General features: G+C 69.1%; 11 protein-coding genes. 7 read left to right on the plus strand and 4 right to left on the minus strand.

The features are described 5' to 3' along the window. Nucleotides 1-170: 170 nt before the first annotated feature. A complete protein-coding gene (locus G5C60_RS31900; protein ID WP_165264486.1) occupies nt 171-656 on the minus strand; it encodes a ribose-5-phosphate isomerase in 486 nt (161 codons plus the stop codon). A gap of 213 nt (nt 657-869) precedes the next feature. Between G5C60_RS31900 and G5C60_RS31905 the strand changes: the two genes are divergently transcribed. Then, nucleotides 870-2,315: an amino acid permease gene (locus G5C60_RS31905; protein ID WP_165264487.1), complete on the plus strand. Its 1,446-nt coding sequence runs from the start codon at nt 870-872 to the stop codon at nt 2,313-2,315. Here the strand turns inward: G5C60_RS31905 and G5C60_RS31910 are convergent. Beyond that, complete coding sequence (locus G5C60_RS31910) at nt 2,297-3,364, minus strand: protein kinase domain-containing protein (protein ID WP_165264488.1); 1,068 nt, start codon at nt 3,362-3,364, stop codon at nt 2,297-2,299. The two genes, G5C60_RS31905 and G5C60_RS31910, sit on opposite strands and share 19 nt — an antisense overlap. A 162-nt stretch (nt 3,365-3,526) precedes the next feature. Between G5C60_RS31910 and G5C60_RS31915 the strand changes: the two genes are divergently transcribed. Continuing rightward, on the plus strand, nt 3,527-4,870 hold the full coding sequence (locus G5C60_RS31915; protein ID WP_165264506.1) for an FAD-binding oxidoreductase: 1,344 nt from the start codon (nt 3,527-3,529) through the stop codon (nt 4,868-4,870). A 106-nt stretch (nt 4,871-4,976) separates the two neighbouring features. Here G5C60_RS31915 and G5C60_RS31920 read toward each other — a convergent pair whose 3' ends face one another. Further along, nucleotides 4,977-5,555: a biotin transporter BioY gene (locus tag G5C60_RS31920; RefSeq protein ID WP_165264489.1), complete on the minus strand. Its 579-nt coding sequence runs from the start codon at nt 5,553-5,555 to the stop codon at nt 4,977-4,979. A gap of 238 nt (nt 5,556-5,793) precedes the next feature. On the opposite strand from G5C60_RS31920, the gene G5C60_RS31925 reads away from it, so the two are divergent. The 4 genes from G5C60_RS31925 to G5C60_RS31940 all read left to right on the plus strand — a co-directional run bounded on the left by G5C60_RS31925 (nt 5,794) and on the right by G5C60_RS31940 (nt 10,767). Beyond that, nucleotides 5,794-6,435: a superoxide dismutase gene (locus tag G5C60_RS31925; protein ID WP_165264490.1), complete on the plus strand. Its 642-nt coding sequence runs from the start codon at nt 5,794-5,796 to the stop codon at nt 6,433-6,435. A 213-nt stretch (nt 6,436-6,648) separates the two neighbouring features. Beyond that, a complete protein-coding gene (locus tag G5C60_RS31930) occupies nt 6,649-8,871 on the plus strand; it encodes an MMPL family transporter (protein ID WP_165264491.1) in 2,223 nt (740 codons plus the stop codon). 4 nt (nt 8,872-8,875) lie between these two features. Next, nucleotides 8,876-10,123: a sensor histidine kinase gene (locus G5C60_RS31935; protein ID WP_165264492.1), complete on the plus strand. Its 1,248-nt coding sequence runs from the start codon at nt 8,876-8,878 to the stop codon at nt 10,121-10,123. Beyond that, a complete protein-coding gene (locus G5C60_RS31940; RefSeq protein WP_165264493.1) occupies nt 10,120-10,767 on the plus strand; it encodes a response regulator in 648 nt (215 codons plus the stop codon). Before G5C60_RS31935 ends, G5C60_RS31940 begins: the two co-directional genes overlap by 4 nt. A gap of 204 nt (nt 10,768-10,971) precedes the next feature. Here the strand turns inward: G5C60_RS31940 and G5C60_RS31945 are convergent, their stop codons facing one another. Beyond that, nucleotides 10,972-11,634, minus strand: coding sequence for a mycothiol-dependent nitroreductase Rv2466c family protein (locus tag G5C60_RS31945; protein ID WP_165264494.1), 663 nt, complete (start codon nt 11,632-11,634; stop codon nt 10,972-10,974). A 205-nt stretch (nt 11,635-11,839) separates the two neighbouring features. Between G5C60_RS31945 and pepN the strand changes: the two genes are divergently transcribed. Continuing rightward, the gene (gene pepN, locus G5C60_RS31950; protein WP_165264495.1) at nt 11,840-14,416 is read left to right on the plus strand and encodes an aminopeptidase N; all 2,577 of its coding nucleotides are present in this window, start codon (nt 11,840-11,842) and stop codon (nt 14,414-14,416) included. Nucleotides 14,417-14,448 lie beyond the last annotated feature (32 nt).

Here is a 14,448-nt window from a genome sequence, read left to right on the forward strand (position 1 = left end):
GCTCCGCCCCCTAGACCCCCGCTGGGGGCTGCGCCCCCAGGCCCCCCTTCGGCCTGGCGGCCTCGTCCTCAAACGCCGGACGGGCTGATGGTGCGCGCCCCTTCAGGGGCGCGGGGAACTGCGCGACCAGCCACGACGGACCCGCAGCCAAGTACGTGCTTCGGAAGCCCCTACCCCTGCGGGTGGTGCGGAGGAATCTCCGGCAGAGCCCCCGTCGTCTCGTACGCCGACAGCATGTCGATGCGGCGGACGTGACGGGCGTCGTCCGAGAACGGGGTGTTGAGGAACGTCTCGACGAACTTCGTCGCCTCGTCCTGCGAGTGCATACGCGCCCCGACCGCGATGACGTTCGCGTCGTTGTGCTGACGCCCCAGCGACGCGGTCTCCTCGCTCCAGGCGAGCGCGGCCCGAACCCCGGCCACCTTGTTCGCCGCGATCTGCTCCCCGTTCCCGGAGCCCCCGATCACGATCCCGAGGGAGCCCGGATCGGCCGCGGTACGCGAGGCCGCGCGGAGGCAGAACGGCGGGTAGTCGTCCTGGGCGTCGTAGATGAGGGGCCCGCAGTCGACGGGCTCGTGGCCGGCCGCCTTGAGCCACTCGACGAGGTGGTTCTTGAGTTCGAAACCGGCATGATCGGAGCCGAGGTACACGCGCATGGTCCGAGTGTGACACGCCTGTTTCGGACGGGCCCTGTCGGGTCGGGCCGGGGAAACGCGCCGGAGTCACTGCCCGAAAAGCGCGAGCAACATTACATATCCTCAAGAAAACCTCAAGTAACGATCTGGAATCAAAGGTTCACGAATCAATTCACCTGGGATTCACTGGACCGGATTGTCCGCCTCCGCCTCCGGTGCAAAGGACCCCGCCCTATGACCTCGCAGCCGACCCTGACGAAGGCCGGAACCGGCCCCGGAGGCACCGGAGAACCCGGCGACGGCCTCCAGGCCGGACTCAAGAACCGTCACCTCTCGATGATCGCGATCGGCGGAGTCATCGGCGCCGGCCTGTTCGTCGGTTCGAGTTCCGGTATCGCCACCGCGGGCCCGGGCATCCTCCTGTCGTACGCCCTCGTAGGCACGATGGTCGTCCTCGTGATGCGGATGCTCGGCGAGATGTCCGCCGCCAACCCGACCTCGGGCTCGTTCTCCGCGCACGCGGACCGCGCGCTCGGCCGCTGGGCCGGTTTCTCGATCGGCTGGCTGTACTGGTTCTTCTGGGTCGTCGTGCTGGCCATCGAGGCGACCGCGGGAGCGGTCATCCTGGAGAGCTGGATCCCTGCCGTTCCGCAGTGGGGCTGGGCGCTCATCGTCATGACCGTGCTCACCGCGACCAACCTGGTCTCGGTCGGCTCGTACGGCGAGTTCGAGTTCTGGTTCGCGGGCATCAAGGTCGTGGCGATCGCCGCGTTCATCGTCATCGGCGGACTGGCGGTCTTCGGTGTGCTGCCCGGCGCCGACAGCGACACCGCCGGGCTCGGCAACCTCACCGACCACGGCGGCTTCCTGCCGAACGGACCCGGCGCCATCCTCACCGGCATCCTCCTGGTCGTCTTCTCCTTCATGGGCAGCGAGATCGCCACCCTCGCGGCGGGCGAGTCGGAGGACCCCCAGCGCGCGGTCACGAAGTCGACGAACAGCATCATCTGGCGGATCGGCGTCTTCTACCTCGGCTCGATCTTCGTCGTCGTCACGCTGCTCCCCTGGGACAGCGAGGCGATCCAGAAGGACGGCTCGTACGTCGCCGCCCTGAACTCGCTCGGCATTCCGAACGCCGGCGAGATCATGAAGTTCATCGTGCTGACGTCCGTACTGTCCTGCCTCAACTCCGGCCTCTACACGGCCTCCCGTATGGCGTTCTCCCTCGGTCAGCGCGGTGACGCGCCGAAGGCCTTCGCCCGCACCACGGAGCGCGGTGTCCCGATGACGGCCATCATCGCGTCGGTCGTCTTCGGCTTCGTGGCGGTCTTCTTCAACTACGAGTTCCCCGACTCGGTCTTCCTCTTCCTGGTCAACTCCTCGGGCGCCGTCGCCCTGTTCGTCTGGCTGGTGATCTGCGCGTCGCAGCTGCGCATGCGGAAGATCATCGAGCGCGAGACGCCGGAGAAGCTGGTCGTACGGATGTGGCTGTACCCGTATCTGACGTACGCGACGATGGCCCTGATCGTGTTCGTCCTCGGCTACATGCTCACCGACACCGAGCACGACGGCCGCGAGACGGTGCTCCTCTCACTCCTGGTGGCGGCGATCGTCGTCGGTATCGCGCTGGTCCTTGAGAAGGCACGTCGCCGGAAGGCACGTCAGGGCGTCGAGGTCTGACCCGCGCCGTCCGATGCGGGTGGCGGGCGCGAGGTGCCCGCCACCGTGGGCGGCGGACTGGTGTCGGGCAGCTTCGTCTCACCGCCGGGACGGATCGCCGTGATGATCATGACGACGCCCACGGCGGCGGCGACCACCAGCACGAGGACGGTGAGCAGGCGCGGGAGCCACTCAGGGGTCCTGCCCTGCTCGTTCGCCGTCGCGGTAGTGGGCTGTCGTACCTCCGGTACGGGCACGGGCACCGCCGGCACCGTGAGCACCCGGTCCAGGAACCGCTCCACCTCTTCCACATCGGGCCTGGCCGCCGGATCACGGGCGAGCAGTGTCCGCAGCAGCGGGGTCAACGGCTCGTCCTCGGGCGGCAGTTGAGGCTCCTCGTACATCACCGCGGCCAAGGTGGGGAGCGTACCGGCGCGCTCGAATGGAGAGTGCCCGGTCAGGGCGGTGCAGAGCGTCGCGCCGAGTGACCACAGGTCGGAGGGCGGGCCCTGCGGGCGGCCCGTGATGCGCTCGGGCGGGATGTACTCCGGGGAGCCGACGATGACCCCGGCCTGGGTCAGCCCCTGGGCGTCCTGGAGAGCGGCGATCCCGAAGTCGGTGAGGACGACCCGGCCTCCTTGCCCCAGCAGGACGTTGCCGGGCTTGATGTCACGGTGCAGCACTCCGGCCGTGTGCACCCGGCGCAGCGCCTCGGCGAGCGCGAGGCCGATCCTGGCCGTTTCGCGTACGTCGAGGGGGCCGTGGTCGACGACGGTCTGGGCCAGCGAGGGGGCCTCGACCAGTTCCATGACGATCCAGAGCCGGTCGTCCTCCTCGGCCACGTCATACACGCGTACGACATTGGGGTGGTCGATACGGGCGCTCGCGCGGGCCTCGCGCAGCGCGCGCTCGCGCCGGACCTCGAGTTCCTCGGTACCGGCGGCGTCGAGCCGCAGTTCCTTCACCGCGACCGGACGGTCAAGCAGTTCGTCGGCCGCGCGCCAGACGCGGCCCATGCCGCCCTGCCCGATGGGTTCGAGGAGCCGGTACCGGTCCACGACACGCAACATGCAGGTACACCCCCAACCTCCTTCCATGACAACACAATTCGTGGCAATGGCACGAGTCCGATAAGTCGGGAGGGAGAGCGAGGGAGAAAAGCTGACGGGGGATGTCAAGTTATGGGGCCAGCCTGGCTGCGTCAGACGAAGGAAGAAAAAGAAAGAAAGATGATGCAGACGAGTGACCGGAGGGTTCCCGTGAGCTTGCAGGACTTCAGTGCGAACCGTCTTGTGTTCCGGCCGGGGGAAGCCGGTCACGAGGAGGAGACGGCCGGTTTCCAGACCGGTTTCGCGCAGCGGCCCGCCGTGGTCTTCGCGGCCTCCTCGACGGACGACGTGCGGGCGGCTGTGGCGTACGCGGCGTCAGCGGGCCTCCCCGTCGGGGTGCAGGTCAGCGGGCACGGGCTGCCGGGTTCCGCCGAGGGCGGCGTACTGATCAGCACGCGCCGCATGGACGCGGTGGCCGTCGACCCCGAGGCGCGTACGGTGCGCGTCCAGGCCGGGGTCCGCTGGGGTCAGGTCGTCGTGGCGGCCGGGCCGTACGGGCTCGCTCCGCTCAACGGCTCGGCACCGGGCGTGGGCGCCGTCTCGTACACGCTGGGCGGTGGACTCGGCATCCTGGCCAGGGAGTTCGGGTACGCGGCCGATCACGTCCGCTCGCTGGACGTGGTCACCGCGGACGGCCGGCTCCGCCATGTGACGCCCGACGACGATCTCTTCTGGGGCCTGCTCGGCGGCGGCGCGAACCTCGGAGTCGTCACCGAGCTGGAGATCGGCCTCGTACCGGTGGCACGGCTGTACGGCGGATCACTCGCCTTCGACGGCGGCGACGTGGACCCGGCGGCTGTGCTGCGCGCGTACGAGCGCTGGACGCGGACCGTCCCCGAGGGCCTGACCTCGTCGTTCGCGGCCGTCCCGTACCCGGACATCCCGGCGTTGCCGCCGCAGCTGCGCGGCCGGTACGTCATCTCCGTACGGGTCGCGTACACCGGCACCGACGGCGACCGACTCGTCGCCCCGTTGCGGGAGATCGGCCCGGTCCTCTCCGACTCGCTGCGCGAGATGCCGTACGCCGAGAGCCACACCATCCACTCCGACCCGGACTTCCCGCACGCGTACTACGGGGACAGCGCGGTGCTGAGCGAACTGGACACCGACGCCGCCGGCGAACTCCTGTCGCTCACCGGCCCGGACGCGCCGTCGATGTACGTCGTCCAGATCAACCACCTGGGCGGAGCCCTCGCCGCCGAGCAGCCGAACGCGGTGCCGCACCGCGAGGGCCGTTTCCTCGTACGGGTCCTCGGCGGCGTCGGCGAATCCGAGCGCGCGCGTCTGCACGGCGCCCTGGCCGCGCTGGAACCGTGGACGATCGGACGGGCGCTGAACTTCGCGTTCGGGGCGGGCGATCGTACGGAGGGCCTGTACGACCCCGAGACCCACAAGAGGCTCACCGACCTGAAGTCGACGTACGACCCGAGGAACCTCTTCCGCAGGAACTACAACATCACCGCTTAGCGCTCCGCTGGGAGGGCCGGGTTTGACGCTGCGGGTTCGTCGTGGCTGGTCGCGCAGTTCCCCGCGCCCCTAACGGGGCGCGGCAGTACCGCATCGTCAAAAGCACTCAGCGACGGTTGACGAACTTCCAGGCAGCCGGCAGCACACCCATGGCCAGCGCAGCCTTCACCGCATCCCCGACCAGGAACGGAGTGAACCCGGCGGCCACGGCCTCCGTGGGGCTCAGCTGCGTGGCGGCGGAGAGGTAGGGGACGCCGATCGCGTAGATGACGGCCTCGCCGAGCAGCATCGTGCCGGCCATGCGCAGCATCGAGCGGTCGGCGCCGCGGCGGGCCAGTGCGCCGACGAGCGTGGCGGCCAGCATCATGCCGACGATGTAACCGAAGGTCGGGGAGATACCGGAGCTGTTCTCCGCGAACCATGGGACGCCGGCCAGGCCGACCAGCGCGTACACGGCGAGCGACAGGAAGCCGCGGCCGGCGCCGAGCGCGGTGCCGACGAGCAGGGCCGCGAACGTCTGCCCGGTCACCGGCACCGGCGAGCCCGGCACGGGCACGGCGAGCTGCGCGGCGATTCCGGTGAGCACGGCGCCGCCGGCCACGAGCGCGATGTCGCGGACACGCGACGCGGGTAGCAGGTCGGCGAGGACCTCGCCCGGGCGGGCGGTGGCGGCAGCGGTGCTCATGGGGACTCCGGCGGTGTGCGAGCGATCAGATCGGGACATCGTGACGCTACCCCAGGCCTTTGCACCCGATCACGGGCAGCGGCCGACAAACCGCAGATCACGCGCTTCGTCTGCTCCATACAAAGCGCGCTGATTACACCTGCGGCGGCGTGACCCTGGTCACTGAAGCGTGACACCCCTCTTGCTGTTAGCCTGCACCTGCAAGTTACTTGCAATAAGAGGTCGGAGGGGACCCGCCATGCCCGTCTACACGCTTCCTGAACTGCCGTACGACTACTCCGCGCTCGCACCCGTGATCAGTCCCGAGATCATCGAGCTGCATCACGACAAGCACCACGCGGCGTATGTGAAGGGGGCGAACGACACCCTGGAGCAGCTCTCGGAGGCGCGGGACAAGGAATCGTGGGGCTCGATCAACGGGCTGGAGAAGAACCTGGCCTTCCACCTCTCCGGCCACATCCTGCACAGCATTTACTGGCACAACATGACGGGTGAGGGCGGCGGGGAGCCGCTCGCCGCCGACGGTGTGGGCGAGCTCGCCGACGCGATCGCCGAGTCGTTCGGCTCCTTCGCCGCGTTCAAGACCCAGCTGACGAAGGCTGCCGCGACCACGCAGGGTTCCGGCTGGGGTGTCCTCGCGTACGAGCCGCTCAGCGGGCGCCTCATCGTCGAGCAGATCTACGACCACCAGGGCAACGTCGGCCAGGGCTCCACCCCGATCCTGGTCTTCGACGCCTGGGAGCACGCCTTCTACCTCCAGTACCGGAACCAGAAGGTCGACTTCATCGAGGCGATGTGGCAGGTCGTCAACTGGCAGGACGTGGCGCGGCGTTACGCGGCCGCGAAGTCCCGTACGGATGTTCTGCTTCTTGCTCCCTGAGGGGAGACCGAAGCGTCCTGCCTCGTGATCGTCTTCTCACCTTTCACGCGGGCGGGCGGAAAGAAGGAGACCCCCGCGAGGACGTGACTCGCGGGGGTTTTCCCGTCGCCGGGCGGGGGCTCTCCCCATCCTTGCCGTCCACCGATCGGTGGACGGCAAGTTCAACCGAGTACCTCTGTCTTCCAATTGCCCTGCTCAGCAAGGCTTTTGGGCATGAACTCATTCACTGTGCGCATGGCTCGCTGGAGTGCCCTGCACCCATGGCGGGCGATCATCGGATGGCTGGTGTTCGTGGTGCTCTGCCTGGGCATCGGCAGTGCTGTCGGTCTCAACAGTGCGAAGACCGCGGACTACCGGGTCGGCGAGGCCGGCCGGGCGGAGGCGATGGCCGCCGAGGGGCAGTTGGAGCGCAGGTCCACGGAGCAGGTGCTGATCTCCGCCCGGTCCGGAACCCTCGACCGCGGTGCTGCCGAAGCCGCCGCGGAGGATCTCACCGCCCGGATGGAGCGGCTGCCCGAGGTCGAGAGCGTGGCCGATCCGCTGCTGTCCAAGGATCGCCGGATTCTTATGGTCGAAGTGGCCGTGAAGGGCGAGGAGCGGGATGCGAAGGACAAGGTCGACGCACTGATCGCGCAGACCGAGGCCGTACAGAAGGCGAACCCCGGACTGCTACTGGAGGAGACCGGAAGTCCCTCCATCAGCAAGGGAGTCGAGAAGCAGCGCGGCGACGATCTGGCGCTCTCCGAGGCGATCACTCTGCCGGTCACGCTGATCACGCTGCTGATCGTGTTCGGTTCGGTGACGATGGCCGGGGTGCCGCTGCTGCTCGCGCTGTCGTCGATCGCGGCGGCCGTGGGCCTTTCGATGGTGGTCTCGCACCTCTCCCCCGACACCGGGATCGGGACCAACATCATCCTGATGATCGGGCTCGCGGTCGGCGTCGACTACACGCTCTTCTATCTCAAGCGGGAGCGGGAGGAGCGGGCCCGCTCCGGTGGGCGGCTGAGTTCCGAGGCGCTGGTGGAGCTGGCCGCGGCGACCTCGGGGCGGGCGGTCGTGGTGTCCGGGCTCGCGGTCGTGGCGTCCACGGCGACACTGTTCCTGGCCTCCGACGTGATCTTCTCCTCGCTGGCCACCGGCACCATCGTGGTCGTCCTGGTGGCGGTGCTCAGCTCCCTGACCGTACTGCCCGCGCTGCTGGTCAAGCTCGGCAAGCGGGCCGAGCGCAGGGCACTGCGCCGTGCCGAGCGCGGCAAGCGCGCGCCGCGGCGGATACGGGGCGAGGGCGGCGGCCGGGTGTGGACCGCACTGCTGCGGCCCGCGACCCGGCATCCGGTGGCCACCCTGTGCGTCTCGGTGCTCGCCCTGCTGGCACTCGCCGCGCCACTGGCCGGGCTGAAGATCACGGAGATGAGCCGGGACACCCACTCGCGGGAGATCCCCGCCATGCAGGTGTACGACCGGCTCAACGAGGCCTTCCCCGAGCAGCGGGTGACCCACGACGTCGTCGTACGCGCCGACGCCGCACGCTCCGGTGAGGTCACCGCGTCCCTGGAGGAACTGGCCCGGCTCGCCGACGCGGACCCGCTGTTCACCGGCGAGTCCCGGATACGTACCTCCGACGAGACATCCGACGGCCGGCACATCAGCGTGCTGGAGCTGAACGTGCCGCATCTCGGCAACTCGGACGAGGCGTACGACTCCCTCGACCATCTGCGGGACGAGTACGTGCCCGCGACGGTCGGCCGGATGTCGGGCGTCGAGTCCGGTGTGAGCGGGGACGTCGCCCGTTACGCCGACTATCCCGCGCATCAGAACAGCAAACTGCCCCTGGTTCTCGGCGCGTTGCTGCTCGTGACCTTCGCGATGACCCTGTACGCGTTCCGTTCGGTGGTGCTCGGCCTGCTGGGTGTCGTACTGAACCTGCTGTCCGCGGCGGCGGCGCTCGGGCTGCTCGTCCTGGTCTTCCAGGGCAGTTGGGCCGAGGGGCTGCTGAACTTCGAGTCCACCGACTCGATCGGGTCGCGGGTGCCGCTGTTCCTGTTCGTGATCCTCTTCGGGCTCTCCATGGACTACCAGGTGTTCGTGGTGAGCCGGATCAGGGAGGCCGTGCTGGCCGGCGTACCGACGCGGCAGGCGGTCCTCGACGGGATCCGCAGCTCGGCGGGGGTGGTGACCAGTGCGGCGGTTGTCATGATGACGGTCTTCGTGAGCTTCGTCTTTCTCCACATCATCGAGATGAAGCAGATCGGTTTCGTCCTCGCGGCGGCCGTCCTGCTGGACGCCTTCATCATCCGGATCATGATTCTGCCGGCGGCGATGCTGCTGCTCGGCGAGGCGAGCTGGTGGCCTTCGCGCGGGGTGCCACGGCGGTCGGTGTCTGCTGACCGGGAGGCCGAAGGGGCCGTCAAGGCGCCGGTGGCGGACGTACGTTGACGTCATGACCACCCCCGCCCCTCCCGCCGGGAGTCCCGCCGAGCAGGTCACCGACCCCTTCTGGGCCGCCACACTCCGCCGCTGGAACGCGGTGTCCTGGGTGCTGTTCGGCGCGCTGGCGATCGGGCTCGCCGCGCTCGACCGGCCCGGCGGGAGCAAGTACTGGGCGCTCGGACTGCTCGGGGGCCTGATGGTCTGCTACGCGGTGGTCGACCGGTTTCCGGACAATCCGGTGCTGCGACCGCACACCTATCTGCTGGTGCTGGTGACCGTGCTCGGGGTGTTCGCGTATCTGCGCGGCTCCTTCGGGACGCTGTTCATGGTGACGCTGCCGCACTTCTGGATGTTCGGGCGTACGCCGCGGGCCTCGGTCGGGTTTCTGGGTCTTGCCACCGGGGCGACGCTGGCGGGGAGTTGGTTCCGGCTCGGTCCGTCGGCGGAGTTCTTCGGGGAGACGCTGGTCCCCGTCGTGATCGTCGTGGCGGTCGGGATGCTGATCGGTCTCTGGGTTCACTCGGTGGTCGCCCAGAGTCATGAACGGGCGCGGCTGATCACGGAGTTGGAACAGGCACAGGCCGAGCTGTCCGCGGCGCACCAGCGTCAGGGGGCGGCCGATGAGAGGGAACGGATGGCACGCGACATCCATGACACGCTCGCCCAGGGCTTCGCCTCGATCATCGCGCTCGCGGAGGCGGCGCGGGCCGGCCTGGACAGCGATCCGGCGCGCAGCGCACAGCAGTTACGGTCGATCGAGTCGACGGCGCGCGAGAACCTCGCCGAGGCGCGGGAGCTGGTCGGCTCCGCGCAGCGCGGCGGGCAGGTGGCGGCGGGTTCGGTGGCGCACACCCTGCGCCGGACGCTGGACCGGTTCGCGGAGGACACCGGGCTCGCGGTCGACGCGGAGCTGGCGGACATCGAAGCGGACATCAAGGTCGACCAGCCGACCCGGATCGCGCTGCTGCGCTGTACGCAGGAGTCGCTCGCCAATGTGCGCAAGCACGCGCGGGCGTCCACGGTCGGGGTCGTGCTGGCCCGGCAGCCGTACGGGGTGGAGCTGGAGATCACGGACGACGGGGCCGGGTTCGTCGTGGGGGAATCGGCGGGGTTCGGGCTCGACGGGATGCGCAAGCGGCTGGCGGAGCTGGGCGGGGAGCTGACGGTGACGAGTTCGGTGGGGGACGGTACGCGCGTACTGGCGACGATTCCGATGGACGGCGAGACCGGTCCCGGGGAAAACGAGGAGATGGCATGACGGCGGGCGGCGGAAAACTGCGGATCATCGTGGTCGACGACCACACGGTGATGCGGGCCGGTGTGGTGGCCCTGCTGGCCGCCGAGCCCAGCATCGAGATCGTCGGCGAGGCGGCGGACGGGCGGGCGGCCCTCGAACTCGTCGCAGCGCATTCGCCGGACGTGGCCCTGGTGGATCTGCGGATGCCCGTACTGGACGGGGTCGCCACGACCACGGAGATCGTGGCCGCGCACCCCCGCACCCGGGTCCTCATTCTCACCACCTACGACACCGACGCGGAGATCGAGCGCGGCGTCGAGGCGGGCGCCATCGGCTACCTCCTGAAGGACGCCACCCGCGAGCAGCTGGTCGACGCCATCCACGCGGCGTCGCGCGGCGAAACGGTTCTCGCACCCCGGGTCGCGGAAAAACTGGTCGCCCGCATGCGCCGGCCGGCCCACCCTCCGCTCACCGCCCGCGAAGCCGATGTCCTCAACGCCGTGGCCGACGGCCTCACCAACGCCGAGATCGGCTCCCGCCTGGTCATAGCCGAGGCCACGGTCAAGACCCACCTCCTGCGCCTCTTCGCCAAGCTGGACGTGAACGACCGGACTCGGGCGGTAGTGGTGGCGATGGAGAGGGGGCTGTTGCGGAGGCCCTCGTAACCCCGGGTTTCGGAAGTCCCCGCAAACGAATGCCGGACACAGGCGACGACCCCCGCAAGGACGTGACTCGCGGGGTCGCCCGTCCTAAGTGCCCTTGGTTAAGTCCGGTGCGGTACCGCGCCCCGTAAGGGGCGCGGGGAACTGCGCGACCAGCCCCCACCGGCCCGCAGGTTCATCACCGTTCTAACAGCGGAGCGCTCAGCTCTAGAGGTTGCTGAAGTCCGGGCCCGCCGTACGCGTCCGCTTGATCTCGTAGAAGCCGGGGATCGAGGCCACCAGCAGGGTGCCGTCCCAGAGCTTGGCGGCCTCCTCGCCCTTGGGGGCGGGGGTGACGACCGGGCCGAAGAACGCGATCTGCTCGCCGTCGGCGCCGGGGACGGCGATAACGGGGGTGCCGACCTCCTGGCCGACCTTGTCGATGCCCTCCTTGTGGGAGGCGCGCAGCTGGGCGTCGTACTCGAAGTCCTCCTGGTCCGCGTACTCGATCAGGTCCGCGGGGAGGCCGACCTCGTCGAGCGCGGCGGCGATGGCCTCGACGGTCGGGCCCTCGTCGTTGTTGTGAATGCGGGTGCCGAGGGCGGTGTAGAGGGGGCCGAGGATCTCGGCGCCGTGCTTCTGCCAGGCCGCGGTCACCACGCGGACCGGCTTCCAGGCCTTGGTCGCGAGCATCTCCCGGTACTCCTCGGGCAGCTCGTCGATCTTGTCCTCGTTCAGCACCGCGAGGCTCATGATGTGCCAGCGGACCTCGATGTCCCGGACCTTCTCCACCTCGAGGACCCAGCGCGAGGTCATCCACGCCCAGGGACACAGCGGGTCGAACCAGAAGTCGACGGGGGTCTTGGCGGAGCTCGTTGCGGCCTCGGACATGGTTCTCCTCGAAAACGCGGTCATGACAGATGGCGGGAATGCGGTCATGACAGATGGCGGAAAACAGGAAGGTTGTCTTTGAATTCGCAACCACCTCCTTCCCCGGTCCTATTCCCTGATGCCTGTTGTCAGTGCCACATGCGAGGATCAGTGCAGTTCGAAGGAGTCATGCCGCCCGTCATGCAGTCACGAGGGAGTACCGCCCGTGCCCGGTGAGAATCTGTCCCGCGACGAGGCCCGCGAGCGGGCCGCGCTGCTGTCCGTCGACGGGTACGAGGTGTCGCTCGACCTGCGCTCCGCCGTGGGCGACACGGTTGCCGGGCCGCGGACGTTCCGTTCCGTGACGACGATCCGCTTCCGCTGCGCCGAGCCGGGCGCCACGAGCTTCGCGGACCTGATCGCGCCGAGCGTCACCGCCGTCTCCCTCAACGGCAAGGACCTCGACCCGGGCGCCGTCTTCGACGGCTCCCGCATCCTCCTGGAGGACCTCGGCGACGACAACGAACTCGTGGTCGACGCCCAGTGCGCCTACAGCCGCACCGGCGAGGGCCTGCACCGCTTCGTCGACCCCGAGGACGGCGAGGTCTACCTCTACACGCAGTACGAACCGGCCGACTCCCGCCGCGTCTTCGCGAACTTCGAGCAGCCGGACCTGAAGGCCCCCTTCCGGTTCGAGGTCAGGGCTCCCGAGGGCTGGGTCGCGTGGAGCAACGGCGTGGGTGAACTGCACGACGGGGTATGGCAGTTCGCCGAGACCAGGCCCATCTCGACGTACATCACGGCGATCGTCGCGGGCCCGTACCACTACGTGACAGACCGCTACTCCCGCACCTTCGAGGACGGTACGACGCTGGAGATCCCCCTCGGCGCGCTGTGCCGCAAGGGTCTCGCCAGGCACTTCGACGCCGACGACGTGTTCCTGGTGACCAAGCAGGGTCTTGACTTCTTCCACGACCACTTCGACTACCCGTACCCCTTCGGGAAGTACGACCAGGCGTTCGTGCCGGAGTACAACCTCGGCGCGATGGAGAACCCGGGCTGTGTGACCTTCCGCGAGGAGTTCATCTTCCGCGGCAAGGTGACGCAGGCGTCGTACGAGCGGCGGACGAACGTCATCCTGCACGAGATGGCGCACATGTGGTTCGGCGACCTCGTCACCATGGAGTGGTGGGACGACCTGTGGCTCAAGGAGTCCTTCGCGGACTTCATGGGGACCTTCTCGGCGGCCGAGGCGACCCGGTTCACCAACGCCTGGGTCACCTTCGCCAACAACCGCAAGGCCTGGGCGTACCGCGCCGACCAGCTGCCCTCCACGCACCCGATCACGGCCGACATCCGTGACCTGGAGGACGCCAAGCTGAACTTCGACGGGATCACGTACGCCAAGGGGGCTTCCGTCCTCAAGCAGTTGGTGGCGTACGTCGGGCGGGACGCGTTCCTGGAGGGCGCGCGCCGCTACTTCAAGCGGAACGCGTACGGCAACACGCGCCTCGGCGATCTCCTCTCGGTCCTGGAGGAGACGAGCGGGCGTGACATGGGGGCGTGGTCGCGGGCGTGGCTGCAGACCGCCGGCGTCAACTCCCTCACTCCGCAGGTGCTGTTGAGTTCCGAGGGGCGGATCGACGAGCTCGCGATCCTGCAAGAGGCCGCCGAGTCGCATCCTGAACTGCGGCCGCACCGGGTGGCAGTGGGCCTGTACCGGCGGTCGTCCGAAGGCGCCCTGGAGCGGTACGCGCGCGCGGAGGTGGACGTCGACGGCCCGCGTACGGTCGTGGCCGAGCTGGCCGGAGCCGACGCCCCCGAGCTGGTGCTGGTCAACGACGACGACCTGACGTACTGCAAAATCCGTTTCGACGACAGCTCGCTGGCGACGCTTCGGGAGCGGCTCGGCGAGATCACCGACCCGCTGGCCCGGGCCCTGTGCTGGTCGGCGCTGTGGAACCTCACGCGGGACGCCCTGATGCCGGCGCGGGACTTCATCGACCTCGTCCTGCGTTTCGCGGGCCGCGAGTCCGACATCGGCGTGCTCCAGATGCTGCACGCGTGGGCGAACTCCGCGCTCACGCACTACGTGGCGCCCGACTGGCGGGACACGGGCGGGCAGTTGCTCGCCGAGGGTGCGCTGCGGGAGCTGCGGCTGGCCGAGCCCGGCAGCCAGCACCAGCTGACGTGGGCACGCTTCTTCGCGGCGGTCGCGTCGAGCGAGACCGATCTTCAGCTGGTGCGGGACCTGCTGGAGGGCACGGCCAAGGTCGACGGACTGGATGTGGACCAGGAGCTGCGGTGGGCGTTCCTGGAGCCGCTCGCCTCGCACGGCGTCGCCGACGAGGTCATGCTCGCGGCCGAACTGGCCCGCGACGACACGGCGTCGGGCAAACGGCACCAGGTCCGCTGCCTCGCCGCCCGGCCCTCCGCCGCGGTCAAGGCCCAGGCGTGGGCCTCGGTCGTGGAGTCCGACACCCTGTCCAACGCGCTCGTCGAGGCGACGATCGCGGGCTTCGCCCAGCCGTCGCAGCGGAGCCTTGGCGCCGCGTACGTCGCCAAGTACTTCGAGGTGATCGAGCGGGTGTGGGAGGAGCGGTCCATTCAGATCGCGATGGATGTGGTCAAGGGGCTGTTCCCGTCGTTGCAGGACTCGCAGGCGACGCTGGACGCCACCGATGCGTGGCTCTCCGCGCATGAGAGCGCGGCTCCCTCTTTGCGGAGGCTTGTGCTGGAGGCGCGGGACGATTTGGCGCGGGTGTTGCGTGGGCAGGCTTGCGACTTGGCTGCTGCCGGGTAGGCGGTTCGCCTCAGGGGCGGGTGTGTACTGCG

This window comes from Streptomyces scabichelini, assembly GCF_011045015.1.
GTDB classification, from domain to species: domain Bacteria; phylum Actinomycetota; class Actinomycetes; order Streptomycetales; family Streptomycetaceae; genus Streptomyces; species Streptomyces scabichelini.

Bases quoted from the DNA above. Each gene is read 5' to 3' on its own strand.
- G5C60_RS31900 (WP_165264486.1), bottom strand. From the start codon at position 656: ATGCGCGTGTACCTCGGCTCCGATCATGCCGGTTTCGAACTCAAGAAC.
- G5C60_RS31905 (WP_165264487.1), top strand. From the start codon at position 870: ATGACCTCGCAGCCGACCCTGACGAAGGCCGGAACCGGCCCCGGAGGC.
- G5C60_RS31910 (WP_165264488.1), bottom strand. From the start codon at position 3,364: ATGTTGCGTGTCGTGGACCGGTACCGGCTCCTCGAACCCATCGGGCAG.
- G5C60_RS31915 (WP_165264506.1), top strand. From the start codon at position 3,527: ATGCAGACGAGTGACCGGAGGGTTCCCGTGAGCTTGCAGGACTTCAGT.
- G5C60_RS31920 (WP_165264489.1), bottom strand. From the start codon at position 5,555: ATGAGCACCGCTGCCGCCACCGCCCGCCCGGGCGAGGTCCTCGCCGAC.
- G5C60_RS31925 (WP_165264490.1), top strand. From the start codon at position 5,794: ATGCCCGTCTACACGCTTCCTGAACTGCCGTACGACTACTCCGCGCTC.
- G5C60_RS31930 (WP_165264491.1), top strand. From the start codon at position 6,649: ATGAACTCATTCACTGTGCGCATGGCTCGCTGGAGTGCCCTGCACCCA.
- G5C60_RS31935 (WP_165264492.1), top strand. From the start codon at position 8,876: ATGACCACCCCCGCCCCTCCCGCCGGGAGTCCCGCCGAGCAGGTCACC.
- G5C60_RS31940 (WP_165264493.1), top strand. From the start codon at position 10,120: ATGACGGCGGGCGGCGGAAAACTGCGGATCATCGTGGTCGACGACCAC.
- G5C60_RS31945 (WP_165264494.1), bottom strand. From the start codon at position 11,634: ATGTCCGAGGCCGCAACGAGCTCCGCCAAGACCCCCGTCGACTTCTGG.